Raw genomic sequence first — 12,059 nt, forward strand, 5'->3', positions numbered from 1 at the left:
TGCTGCCTCAGACCGCCGCGCGGTAGTTGTCGACCATCCGGTAGCGCCGCGCGTACAGGCCGAACGCCAGCGCCGCGAGGAACGCGAAACCTGCAAAGAAGAACATCAGGAAGGCCGCCTCGCTCAGCCCGGTACTGGCTATCCGCTCGGTCACCGCGCCGTTGCGCACCGCCGCGTTTGACAGCAGCACCCACAGGTTGCCGATGGTCGTGGTGAGGTTCCAGAAGCTCATCACCACGCCCTTCATGGCCTGCGGTGCCTGGCTGTAGGCGAACTCCAGCCCCGTCGCCGACACCAGCACCTCGCCGAAGGTCAGCAGCGCGTACGGCAGGATCTGCCAGGCAATCGACATCGGATCACCACCATCCATGCCCACCTGGATGCCACCCACCACGACCCAGGCCAGGCCGCTGAAGGCGATGCCCGCGGTCATCCGCCGCAGCGCGGTCGGCTCCCAGCCCATGCGGCGCAGCAGCGGGTACAGCACCAGGTTGTTGAACGGGATCAGGATCATCACCAACGCCGGGTTCAACGCCTGCATCTGCGAGGCGGTGAACCAGTCGGGCATGGTCATCTGCTGGCCCTGCAGCACCCAGGTCGAGGCCTTCTGGTCGAACAGCGAATAGAACGGCGTGGTCAGCGCGAAGATCACCAGCACGCGCAGCACCGAGCGCACGCCGTCCACTGCGGCCTCGGGATGCACGGCGCGGGCGCGGTCGAGCTGCATCCACGCCCCGCCGCCGATGCCCACCAGCACCAGCACCAGCACGATGCACAGGCAGATCACGATGCCGAGGGTGTCGACCAGGGTCAGCGAGCCCAGCGCCAGCAGCAGGCATGCCGCCGCGAGCAGCAGGCCGGGACGCCCGCGCCCCGGCACGCGCGCCAGCAGCGCGGTGCGCACCACATTGGCGAACGAATGCGGGTCCTTGGGCGGCAGCGGCACGCGCACGTAGCGGTGCCGGCCCAGCCAGAACACCAGCGTGGCGATGAACATCAGGATGCCGGGGATGCCGAACGCCCAGGCCGGGCCGAGGTTCTTCAGCGCGATCGGGATCAGCAGCGACGCGAACAGCGAGCCGAAGTTGATGATCCAGTAGAACGCGTCGAACACCAGTCGCGCCATGCGCTTGTTGGACTGGTCGAACTGGTCGCCCATGAATGACGCAACCAGCGGCTTGATGCCGCCGGCGCCGAGGGCGATCAGGCCCAATCCCGTGAAGAATCCTGCGCGACTGTCCTCGAACATGGCCAGGCAGGCATGCCCCGCGCAATAGACCAGGCTGAACCAGAGGATCGTGTGGTACTTGCCGAACCAGCGGTCGGCCAGCCAGCCACCCAGGAGCGGGAAGAAATACACCCCGATCATGAAGCTGTGCATGATGTCCTTGGCCTCGCCCGCGCGCGCGGAGTCGGTCAACTCCTGCAGCAGCATCGAGGTGATCAGGAACTGCACCAGGATGTTGCGCATCCCGTAGAAGCTGAAGCGCTCGCAGGCTTCGTTGCCGATGATGAAGGGGATCTGGCGCGGCATCCTGCCCGCGCCTGCGGCAACGTTGGCGGTCATCGTCCGGGGTGGCCCGTGTGCGGAAAGATGCGAAGGCTAGCGTATCCACCCGCGCCGCGCGCGCCGCCCGGTGCGGGATACGGCATGATCGCGGCCCACCCGTACGCACCGGAACACGCATGCCAAGTCCCGTCCGCCGCCTGCCGTTGCTGTTGGCACTGCTCCTGCTGCCGTGCACCCTGCCCGCCCTGGCCTCGGGTGCAGGCAACGAGGTGCCCGCGGCAACGCTGGTGACCGAATCGGAGCGCTCCGGCTTCGTCCGCACCGGGCGCTACGACGAGGTGCCGGCACTCTGCGAGGCCTTCGCGGCGCGTTGGCCGGAGGCCGTGCGCTGCGGCGACTTCGGCACCACGCCGGAGGGACGGCCGATGAAGGTGCTGGTGGCCTCGCGCAGCGGCGCGCTCACGCCCGCGGCGGCGCGCGCCGCCAGGTTGCCGGTGCTGCTGGTCCAGGGTGGCATCCACGCCGGCGAGATCGACGGCAAGGATGCCGGCTTCCTCGCGCTTCGCGAGGTGCTGGAAGGAACCGCCGCGCCGGGCGCGCTCGAGCGCCAGGTGCTGGTGTTCGTGCCGGTGTTCAACGTGGACGGCCACGAGCGCTTCGGCGCCTGGAACCGTCCCAACCAGCGCGGCCCGGAGCAGATGGGCTGGCGCACCACGGCGCAGAACTTCAACCTCAACCGCGACTACCTGAAGGCCGATTCGGCCGAGATGCAGGCCATGCTGCGGCTGGTGGCGGAGTGGGACCCCATCGCCACCGTTGACCTGCACGCCACCAACGGCGCGCAGTTCGAGCACGACATCTCGGTGCAGGTCGAGCCACTGCATTCCGGCGACGCCGGCCTGCGCGCCGCCGGACTGGACCTCCGCACCGGCCTGCTCGCCGCGCTCACCGCGTCGGGTTCACTGCCGCTGCCGTTCTACCCCTCCTTCATCGAGGACGACAACCCCGACTCGGGGATTGCCGACGGCGTCCCGCCGCCGCGCTTCTCGCACGGGTATTTCCCGTTGCGCAACCGCTTCGGCATCCTGGTCGAGACGCACTCGTGGAAGTCGTACCCGGTGCGCGTGCGCATCACCCGCAACCTGGTGGTGGCGATGCTGGAACGCACCGCCCGCGACGGCGCGCGGTGGCTGCGCCTCGCCACGCACGCCGATGCCGCCGCCACCCGTCTTGGCGGCACTACCCTGGCGCTCGACTACCGCGCCAGCGACCGGGTGCGCCACGTGGACTTCCGCGGCTATGCCTGGACGCGCACGCCCTCGGACATCTCCGGCGCATTGATGACCCGTTACGACGAGTCCGTGCCGCTGACGTGGTCCATGCCGTTGCGCGACGAAGTCTTGCCGGGCCGCACGATCGTGGCGCCACGTGGCGGCTACCTGGTGCCGTCGCGCCATGCCGCGCGCGTGGCCGCGGCGCTGCGCCTGCACGGCGTCGAATTCCGCACCCTCGACAGCGCGCGCCAGGCAATGCCCGTGCACGTGTTCCGCGCCGACACCGCGAACTTTGCGGCGACGTCCAGCGAAGGCCACCAGCGCCTGGAGCTCGCCGGCGACTGGCGGCCCGAAACGCGCGAGCTGGCCGCGGGCGCGCTGTTCGTGCCGATCGCGCAGGCACGCGCGCGCGTGGCGGTGGCGCTGCTGGAGCCGCAGGCCCCGGATTCGCTTGCTGCCTGGGGCGTGTTCAACAACGCCTTCGAGCGCAAGGAATACATGGAGGCCTACGTCGCCGAGGACGTGGCCCGCGACATGCTCGTGGACCCTGCGGTAAAAGCGGCGTTCGAGGCCCGCCTGCGCGACGACGCGGCGTTTGCCGGCAGCCCGCAGGCGCGCCTGGAGTTCTTCCACCGCAGGCATCCGAGCTGGGACGAGCGCCACGCGCTGTACCCGGTGTTCCGCATCGACCGGGCACCGTAGCACCCGCGCCTGCCGCGCTCAGTCGGTGCGCGCCAGCTCCGGGGCATGCACTTCGACGCGGTTGCGTCCCGCGTCCTTGGCGCGATACATCGCGGCGTCGGCGCGGTGCATCCACTCGTCGGCGGTCAGCACCAGCCAGTCGGCCTCGGCCATGCCGATGCTCAAGGTACAGTCCTGCCGGGACGCGGCCACCGACCGCGCCGCGAGGAAACCGGTGCGGATGCGCTCGGCCACCACGGCGCCGCCGCGCAGGTCGGTTTCGGCGAGCAGCACGCCGAACTCGTCGCCGCCATGGCGCGCGGCGGTGTCGATGTCGCGCACGCAGGCGCGCAGCACGTCGGCGATGCAGCGCAGCACCTCGTCACCCGCCGCATGGCCATGCTCGTCGTTGACTTCCTTGAAGTTGTCGACGTCGATCAGCAGCAGCACCGCGGGCCGGCGCGTGCGCATGTGGCGCGTGAGTTCGGTGGTCAACGCCTGGTTCCAGTGCCGGCGGTTGGGCAACCCGGTCAGCACGTCCATCCGGTTCAGGCGCTCCAGCAGGCGGTTCTGGCGCGCCACGCGGCGGCCCAGCGCATGGGTGAGCAAGGCCAGCGTGCATGCGAACAGCACCAGGAACGGCAAGGCCCCCAGGGAATCGGTCAGGCTGCCATCCACCTGCACCGGGAATCCCTGCAGGGCCGACACCGCGAGGCAGGCCAGCACCAGCACCAGGGTGGTGCGCGCGGCAAACCGCCAGCCACCGACCGCGATGTTCGCAACCGCAATGAGCGTGAAGAACACCGCGCTGGGCACGAGGTTGAACTGCATGGTCGCGATCCACGCGCCCGCGCTGAAGGCATCCACCATGAGGTTGTGGAACTCGGCGCGTTGCGGCGTGTCGCTGCGGCGCGCCCGCCACCACGCGACATGCGGCCAGGCAAACATGTTGAACAGCAGCACCGCCCACGCCCAGGCGGGCGCGCCCAGGCCCTGGAGCACGATTCCCACGGCGAGACCGGCCAGCGGCACGGCCAGCGTGCGCATCCCGTGCATGCGATCGACGAAGCGCAGCTCACGCGCCTCCCTGGCATCTGGTGCCCGCAACTCCATCGTGGTCGTGTCGCCCCTGTCCCGATCCGGCGCAGTCTAGCCCGTCGCGGGTGACGACTCCGGCCCGGCGCCACGCGCGGCCGGCGGCCTCGTCACGACGCCGCGTCCAGCTCCGTCCAGCGCGCGTAGGCGGCATCGAGTTCCGCCTGCGCGAGCGCGACGGCGTGGTTGTGCGCATCGATGGCGGCGCGCTCCTGCTGGTAGAACGCGGGGTCGTTCATCGCCGCAATGTGCCGGGCAATGTCCGCCTCGAGTTTTTCGATGCGCAGGGGCAACTGTTCCAGCTCGCGTTCCAGCTTGAAGCCGAGCTTGCGGCGGGGCGCGGACACCACGACTGCCTGCGCGGCGGCGTCGCTCCCTGATCCGCTGCCCGCCTGGCCAGGCGCGGGCGTCGGGGCGCGGGGCGCGGCGTCGCCGGCACGCACCGCGGCGCGCTGCCGCAGCCAGTCGCTGTAGCCGCCGACGTAGTCGCCCACGCGGCCGTCGCCTTCCATCACCAGGGTCGAGGTCACCACGTTGTCGAGGAAGTCGCGGTCATGGCTGACCAGCAGCAGCGTGCCGGCGTACTCGCCGAGCAACTCCTCCAGCAGTTCCAGCGTCTCGACGTCCAGGTCGTTGGTCGGTTCGTCCATCACCAGCAGGTTGGACGGCTGCGCGAACAGCTTGGCCAGCAGCAGGCGGTTGCGCTCGCCGCCGGACAGGCGCGTGATCGGCGCGCGCGCGCGCTCGGGCGTGAACAGGAAGTCCTGCAGGTAGCCGATGACGTGCTTGCGCTTGCCGCCGATCTCGACGAAATCCTGGCCCTCCGCGACGTTCTCAAGCGCGTTCCAGTCCTCGCGCAACGTGGCGCGGTACTGGTCGAAATACGCGACCTGCAGCTGGGTGCCAATCCGGATCTCGCCCTGCTGCGGCTGCAGGTCACCCAGCAACATCTTCAGCAGCGTGGTCTTGCCAGTGCCGTTGGCGCCGATCAGGCCGATACGGTCGCCGCGCAGGATGGTGCCGGAGAAGTCGCGGATGAGCGTCTTGCCCGGGTAGCTGAAGGACACGTGCTTGGCCTCGATGACCTTCTTGCCGGAGTTGCCCGCGGTCGCGGTCTCCATGCGCACGTTGCCGGTCAGGTCGCGGCGCTGGGCACGGTCGTTGCGCATCGCCTCCAGGCGGCGCACGCGGCCTTCGTCGCGGGTGCGGCGCGCCTTGATGCCCTGGCGGATCCAGATCTCCTCCTGCGCCAGCAACTTGTCGAAGCGCGCGTTTTCCTGCGCCTCGGCGTTCAACCGCTCCTCGCGGCGGCGCTGGTAGTTGGCCCAGTCGCCCGGCCAGTCGGTGACCTGGCCGCGGTCGATCTCGACGATGCGCGTAGCCAGCGCGCGCAGGAAGCGCCGGTCATGGGTGACGAACACCAGCGCGCCCGCCCAGCCCTTGAGGAAGCCTTCGAGCCAGTCGATGGCGGCGATGTCGAGGTGGTTGGTGGGCTCGTCCAGCAGCAGCACGTCGGGGGTCGACACCAGCGCGCGCGCCAGCAGCACCCGGCGCTTCATGCCGCCGGACAGCTCGCCGAACACCAGGTCGCCATTGAGGTCGAGCTTCTGCAACGTCTCTTCCACGCGCTGGTCGGCACCCCAGCCGTCGACGGCGTCGATCTTCGCCTGCACGGCCGACATCGCATCGCCGTCGAACACCTCGGCATGGCTCAGGTGATGGAACTCGGCCAGCCACGCACCGAGCTCGCCCATGCCCTCGGCGACCACGTCGAACACGGTGCCGGCGGCGCCCGCGGGCACCTCCTGCTCCAGGCGCGACACGCGCACCGCGCCCTCGCGGCGGATGTCGCCGTCATCGGGCTTGAGTTCGCCCGACAGCAGGCGCATCAGGGTGGATTTTCCGGCGCCGTTGCGGCCGATCAGCGCAATGCGCTCACCGGCATCGATGGCGAGGTCGACTTTTTCGAGCAGCAATGGGCCGCCGACGCTGTAGTCGACGGCATTCACGGTAATCAGGGGCATCCGCGCATTCTACCGGTCCGGGGGACCCCGGCCCGCATATTCAGGAACTGCAGGACAACATCGAGCAGCCGGCGCGGTCGCGGGCCCAGTCAGGGCGGCGCGCGGCGAAGGCTTCGCGCCCCGGCTGCTCGTCGTAGGGGTCGCGCAGGACCTCGAGCAGCTCCAGCACCCCGCCATCGTCACCCTGGGTGGCACGGTCGATCGCCTGCTGCGCCAGGTAATTGCGCAGCACGAAGCGCGGATTGGCGGCGTGCATGTGCGCCACGCGCGCCTCCGCAGGCAGCGCGTCGGCGCGGCAGCGGGCGGCGTAGCGGGCCAGCCACTCGGCCAGCGCCGGTTCGGTCGCCGCCTGCAGCGCGTCGTCGTAGAACGCCGCGCGCAGCGGCGCGGACGTCGGGCTTGCGAGGTCGATGTCCGCCAGTGCGCGGAAGAAAATCGTCATGTCGGCGCCTCCGGCGTGCAGCAGCCCCTGCAGCTCGCGCATCAGCGCGAGGTCGTCGTCGTCGCAGGCCGACAGCCCCAGCTTGCCGGCGGCGTTGTCACGCTCGGCCTCGGCCCAGGTGGCGGCGTACGCATCGAGGCCGGCCTGCAGCGGCGCGGCCGTGGCGAACAGCGGCGACAGCGCCTGGGCCAGCCGCGCCAGGTTCCAGTGCGCCACCCGCGGCTGCCAGCCGAAGCGGTAGCGGCGGCCCTGGGCGTCGGTGGTGTTGGGCGTCCAGTCGGGGTCGTAGTCGTCGATCCAGCCGTAGGGGCCGTAATCGATGGTCAGGCCGAGGATCGACATGTTGTCGGTGTTGAGCACGCCATGGACGAACCCGACCCGCATCCAGTGCCCTACCACGACCGCGGTACGGACACAGACTTCGTGGAACCACGCCGCCAGCAGCGTCCCGTCGAAGGCGGCCGCGTCGCGCAGCCGCGCCAGCGGCGCGCCGGCACGGCTGCCCAGGAGTTCGGGGAAGTCGCGCCAGATGCAGAACTCCGCCAGCTGCCGCAGCAGCACGACATCGCCGCGCGAGGCCGGCAGCTCGAAGCTGCCGAAGCGCAGGAACGACGGCGCCACGCGGCACACGACCGCGCCCGGCTCGGGCGCGGCGTGGCCGTCGTAGAACATGTCGCGCACCACGCTGTCGCCGGTGGCCACCAGCGACAGCGCGCGGGTGGTCGGCACCCCGAGATGGTGCATGGCCTCGCTGCACAGGAATTCGCGGATCGAGGAGCGCAGCACCGCGCGGCCATCGGCACGGCGCGAATACGGCGTGGGTCCGGCGCCCTTGAGCTGCAGCTCGTGGCGGCGGCCATCGCCCGCGACCACCTCGCCCAGGCTGATCGCGCGGCCATCGCCGAGCTGCCCCGCCCAGTGGCCGAACTGGTGGCCACCGTAGTTGGCGGCCCATGGATCCATGCCGGGGCACAGGTGGTTGCCGGCGAAGGTGGCGGCGAATCCGGGCGCGGCCACGTCATGCGCATCCAGCCCAAGCGCCGCGACCATGTCCGCGGACACGGCCACGAGTCGGGGCGCGGCCACCGGCGTCGGCATCACCCGCGACCAGGCCGCGCCCGGCACCTCGCGCGTGCCCGGCCCCTGGTCGGGGTCGCCGGGGAGTTCACGCAGGAAGGCGTTGTCGAAGCGCAGCGGCATGAGCGCAGTCTCGCAGGACCCGCGTGAGCGCCGCCGTCAGCCCTTGCAGCCCTCGAGCTTCAGCTGCTGGCCGACGCGGATCGCATACCCCGGCGCCTGCACGCCGTTCGCGCGCGCCAGCACCCGCACGTCGCAGCCATAGCGGCGCGACACCGCCGCCAGCGTCTCGCCACGGGCGACGCGGTGTTCGCGCGCGCCGCGCTGCGGCGCTGGCGCCGGCGTGGTGGCGCCCGGCATGCCGGCGGCACCCTCGCCGCCCGCATCGCCCGGTCGTACCACTTCGATCGGCCCGGTGCGCACCAGCGCGGCATCCACACTGCTGCCCATCAGCTGCCGCGCGAGGTCGGCGCGCTTGCCCTGGGCGCACCAGCGCTTGTACAGGCCGGCCATGCGCACCGTGCCGGTGAGCATCGTGCCGCCAGCGATCACCGTGTCGGCCTCGTAGCGCGGATTGAGGTTGCGCAGGCTGCGCAGGTAGCCATGGCGGCTGCCGCCGTCGCCCATGCAGATGGTGAGCTCGTAGATCGACGCCGGGCGCGCCAGGGCGAAGGTCGCCGGGCGCGCATCCACCCTGGGGAACGACAGGCCGTATTCGCGCGGATGCAGGTACAGCCACGCCGCCGCGATCACCATCGGCACGTAGTCGCGGGTCTCGGCGGGGAACTGGCTGTAGACGTCGGCGTCCCAGAACTTGCGCCCGCCGCTGCCGCGGTGGATGCGCGCCGCGCGTCCTTCGCCACCGTTGTAGGCGGCCAGCCACATCTCCACGTCGTTGCCGAACTCGGCAAAGCGTTCGCTCAGGTAGCTGGCGGCGGCGTCGGACGACATGCGCGGGTCGTAGCGGGTGTCGAAGCCGGTGCCGTCGGGGCCCAGGCCGAAGCGCTGACCGGTAGCCGGCATGAACTGCAGCGGGCCGACCGCGCCGGCGCGCGAACCGGCATGCACGCGGCCGTTGGACTCCTTGGCCATGATCCCGAACAGCAACGCCTCGGGCAGGCCGCGACGCTCGAACGCCGGCGACATCATGTGGCGCATGTACTGGTAGTTCTCGTGGCTGGTGACCAGCGACACGCGCATGTCGGTCAGCCAGCGGCGGATGCCGGCCTGCACCGCCGGGTTGAACTGCACCATGCGCACGAAGCGCTGGCCGTCCTCGCTGAGCAGCGCCGCGGCGCTCGCGGCGTCGGGCACGTCGCCGGTCGGCAGTTCGCCCTCGCCTTCCGCCCAGGCCTCGGGCTCCTCGCCGTCGACGCCGGCGACGTCGTCGGCCTGCGCCTTCAGCAGCCGCTTCCAGCCCGGCAGCATCCGGCTGACGTTGCAGCCGCGCTGCTTCTCGCAGGCGACCATCACGTCCTCCATGTCCTCCAGCGCGGCGTTGCCTTCGGCGATCGCCTCGGGATCGTTGTTGGCCGCCCGCACCAGCGATTCGCGGTAGCGGACCTCGGCCGCGGCCATGCGTTCCACCAGGCCCTCGGTCGCGGCGCGGTCGCGCTTGGACTGCGCCAGTGCCGCCGGGGCGTGCAAGGTGAACGTCAAGGCGATGGCGACGAGCGCCAGGCGGCGGAAGAGCACTGCGGAATCGGGCATGGGGATCGGTTTGGGGGGTGGACTGCGGGGGTTGGCAGGGTAGCCGCCGGCGACGAGCAGCGGCAAGGACATCGCGTGCGCGCCGGGCTGGGGGGTTCAGCCGCTAGAATCCGGGGCTTGCGCACAGGAGAGACCATGGACCCGATCCTCGTCGGCAAGGCCGTCACGACGCCCGATGCACTGCCGGAGACCGGTGGCCGCGTGCACCTGCTGCCGCGCTACGGCAACCGCCACGGGCTGGTCGCCGGCGCCACCGGCACCGGCAAGACGGTCACGCTGATGACGCTGGCGGAAGGCTTCTCGCGCATTGGCGTGCCGGTGTTCCTGGCCGACGTGAAGGGCGACGTGGCCGGGCTGGCCGTCGCCGGCGACGGTGGCGAGAAGCTGCTGCAGCGCGCGGCGATGATCGGCGCCGACGGCTACACGCCGGAGGCCAGCCCGGTGCTGTTCTGGGACATCTACGGCAAGTCCGGGCACCCGGTACGCACCACGGTCAGCGAGATCGGCCCCACGCTGCTGGGGCGCATGCTGGAGCTCAACGACACCCAGTCCGGCGTGCTGGACATCACCTTCAAGCTGGCCGACGACCGCGGCCTGCTGCTGCTCGACCTTGCCGACCTGCGCGCCCTGCTGGCGCTGGTGGCCGAAGAGCGCAAGGCCATCTCCACGTCCTACGGCCTGGTCAGCGCGCCGTCGATCGGCGCCATCCAGCGCGCGCTGCTGCGCCTGGAACAGGAAGGCGGCAACCAGTTCTTTGGCGAGCCGGCGCTTGAACTGGCGGACCTGATGCGCACCACGCCCGATGGCCGCGGCGTGATCGGCATCCTCGCCGCCGACCAGCTGGTGCTGAAGCCGCGCCTGTACGCGACGTTCCTGCTGTGGCTGCTGTCGGAGCTGTTCGAGAACCTGCCCGAGGTCGGCGACCTGGACAAGCCGAAGCTGGTATTTGTGTTCGACGAGGCGCACCTGCTGTTCAAGGACGCGCCGCCGGCGCTGCGCCAGCGTGTCGAGCAGGTGGTGCGGATCATCCGCTCCAAGGGCGTGGGCATCTACTTCTGCTCGCAGTTCCCCGATGACGTGCCCGACGAGATCCTCGGCCAGCTCGGCAACCGCGTGCAGCACGCCCTGCGCGCCTTCACTCCGCGCGACCAGAAGGCGGTGCGCACCGCGGCCGAGACCTTCGTGGCCAACTCCGCGCTCGACGTGGCCAAGGTCATCGCCCAGCTCGGCACCGGTGAGGCGCTGGTCTCCACCCTGCAGGGCAAGGGTGCGCCGATGCCGGTGGAGCAGACCCTGATCGCGCCACCGCGCTGCCGCATGGGCGCGATCACCGAGGCCGAGCGCGCGCGCGTGCGCGCGGCCAGCCCGGTCGGCGGCAAGTACGACACCACGGTGGACCGCGAATCCGCGTTCGAGATGCTGGCGGCCAAGGCGGCGGCAACGCTGGAAGCCGCACAGGCGCCCAAGGCGCGCACCACGACCGAGGACGACGCCGCAGGCGGCGGCTTCGGCCAGTCGGTGAAGGACGCACTGTTCGGCACCAAGCGGCGCCAGGGCATGGTGGAGACCATGGCCAAGCAGACCGCGCGCACCGTGGGCAACCAGATCGGGCGGCAGATCCTGCGCGGCATCTTCGGCGGGATCACCGGCAAGCGCTGAGCTCGGGCCGACTTTCGGCGGCGTGGGGCACCACGCCGCGACCACGGACGACGGGCGACACTGCGCCCGACCCCTCACCCGGATGCATGCCATGCGCCACACCGCCCCCGCGGCCCTCCTGCTCGGTGCCGCCCTGGCCACCGTCGGCTGCCGGCCGGCGCCGGATCCCGATCCGGTGCCGGTGCCGCAGGCCTCGCGCGCTGCGGGCGCCATGCGTCCGGGCGTGGCGCCGACGGCAGCCATTCCGGCCGCGGCCAACGTACCCGGCACCGACGCCGTGGTGGTGGCCGACCACACCTCGCCGGCCGGGGCCGGCACGCGTTTCGATGCACGCGCGTTTTCGGGTGTGTTCCGTGCGCCCGGCACGCAGCTGGCGATCGAGCCGGATGGCCGTTACGCGCTCAGCTCGGCAGGTGTGGAGAGCGTCGGCAGCTGGTCACTGGAGCCGGGCAGCGGCCTCGTGCTGCTCGACCCCGACGCCAAGGACGAGCCGGACCACCGCTTCGCCCTGCCCTCGCATGACGAACTCGCGCCCCAGGACGGCGGCGTGGCGCTGCGCCGCGGCGCCGCCACCGGCAAGCGCTGAC

General features: G+C 71.1%; 8 protein-coding genes. 3 read left to right on the forward strand and 5 right to left on the reverse strand.

What is annotated here, in order from left to right:
* Positions 1–7: 7 nt before the first annotated feature.
* Positions 8–1,567 carry an oligopeptide:H+ symporter gene (locus H5368_RS04590; protein ID WP_182821802.1) on the reverse strand — a complete coding sequence of 520 codons (1,560 nt, stop codon included), beginning with the start codon at positions 1,565–1,567 and terminating at the stop codon, positions 8–10.
* Positions 1,568–1,686: 119 nt separating this feature from the next.
* Here H5368_RS04590 and H5368_RS04595 point away from each other — a divergent pair, with 119 nt between their 5' ends.
* On the forward strand, positions 1,687–3,486 hold the full coding sequence (locus tag H5368_RS04595; RefSeq protein WP_182821804.1) for a M14 family zinc carboxypeptidase: 1,800 nt from the start codon (positions 1,687–1,689) through the stop codon (positions 3,484–3,486).
* Between the two features lie 18 nt (positions 3,487–3,504).
* Here H5368_RS04595 and H5368_RS04600 read toward each other — a convergent pair whose 3' ends face one another.
* The 4 genes from H5368_RS04600 to H5368_RS04615 form a co-directional block, all read right to left on the reverse strand.
* The gene (locus tag H5368_RS04600) at positions 3,505–4,512 is read right to left on the reverse strand and encodes a sensor domain-containing diguanylate cyclase (RefSeq protein ID WP_182821806.1); all 1,008 of its coding nucleotides are present in this window, start codon (positions 4,510–4,512) and stop codon (positions 3,505–3,507) included.
* 158 nt (positions 4,513–4,670) lie between these two features.
* Positions 4,671–6,584, reverse strand: coding sequence for an ATP-binding cassette domain-containing protein (locus tag H5368_RS04605; protein ID WP_182821808.1), 1,914 nt, complete (start codon positions 6,582–6,584; stop codon positions 4,671–4,673).
* A 40-nt stretch (positions 6,585–6,624) separates the two neighbouring features.
* Positions 6,625–8,226 carry a YdiU family protein gene (locus tag H5368_RS04610; RefSeq protein ID WP_182821810.1) on the reverse strand — a complete coding sequence of 534 codons (1,602 nt, stop codon included), beginning with the start codon at positions 8,224–8,226 and terminating at the stop codon, positions 6,625–6,627.
* A 36-nt stretch (positions 8,227–8,262) separates the two neighbouring features.
* Entirely contained in the window at positions 8,263–9,813 is a 1,551-nt protein-coding gene (locus H5368_RS04615; protein ID WP_182821812.1) for a transglycosylase SLT domain-containing protein, read from the reverse strand.
* Positions 9,814–9,948: 135 nt separating this feature from the next.
* Here H5368_RS04615 and H5368_RS04620 point away from each other — a divergent pair, with 135 nt between their 5' ends.
* Together H5368_RS04620 and H5368_RS04625 are read left to right on the forward strand one after the other, a co-directional pair.
* On the forward strand, positions 9,949–11,472 hold the full coding sequence (locus tag H5368_RS04620; RefSeq protein ID WP_182821814.1) for a helicase HerA-like domain-containing protein: 1,524 nt from the start codon (positions 9,949–9,951) through the stop codon (positions 11,470–11,472).
* A gap of 91 nt (positions 11,473–11,563) precedes the next feature.
* Positions 11,564–12,058, forward strand: a complete 495-nt coding sequence (locus tag H5368_RS04625) for a hypothetical protein (RefSeq protein WP_182821816.1) — start codon at positions 11,564–11,566, stop codon at positions 12,056–12,058.
* The last annotated feature ends 1 nt before the right edge of the window (position 12,059 follow it).

It is taken from the genome of Luteimonas sp. MC1782 (genome assembly GCF_014164605.1).
Classification (GTDB): Bacteria; Pseudomonadota; Gammaproteobacteria; order Xanthomonadales; family Xanthomonadaceae; genus Luteimonas.

What these genes read in the sequence shown, in the direction of transcription:
- H5368_RS04595 (WP_182821804.1), top strand. Translation starts at nt 1,687, where the DNA reads ATGCCAAGTCCCGTCCGCCGCCTGCCGTTGCTGTTGGCACTGCTCCTG.
- H5368_RS04625 (WP_182821816.1), top strand. Translation starts at nt 11,564, where the DNA reads ATGCGCCACACCGCCCCCGCGGCCCTCCTGCTCGGTGCCGCCCTGGCC.
- H5368_RS04620 (WP_182821814.1), top strand. Translation starts at nt 9,949, where the DNA reads ATGGACCCGATCCTCGTCGGCAAGGCCGTCACGACGCCCGATGCACTG.
- H5368_RS04605 (WP_182821808.1), bottom strand. Translation starts at nt 6,584, where the DNA reads ATGCCCCTGATTACCGTGAATGCCGTCGACTACAGCGTCGGCGGCCCA.
- H5368_RS04590 (WP_182821802.1), bottom strand. Translation starts at nt 1,567, where the DNA reads ATGACCGCCAACGTTGCCGCAGGCGCGGGCAGGATGCCGCGCCAGATC.
- H5368_RS04615 (WP_182821812.1), bottom strand. Translation starts at nt 9,813, where the DNA reads ATGCCCGATTCCGCAGTGCTCTTCCGCCGCCTGGCGCTCGTCGCCATC.
- H5368_RS04600 (WP_182821806.1), bottom strand. Translation starts at nt 4,512, where the DNA reads ATGCGCACGCTGGCCGTGCCGCTGGCCGGTCTCGCCGTGGGAATCGTG.
- H5368_RS04610 (WP_182821810.1), bottom strand. Translation starts at nt 8,226, where the DNA reads ATGCCGCTGCGCTTCGACAACGCCTTCCTGCGTGAACTCCCCGGCGAC.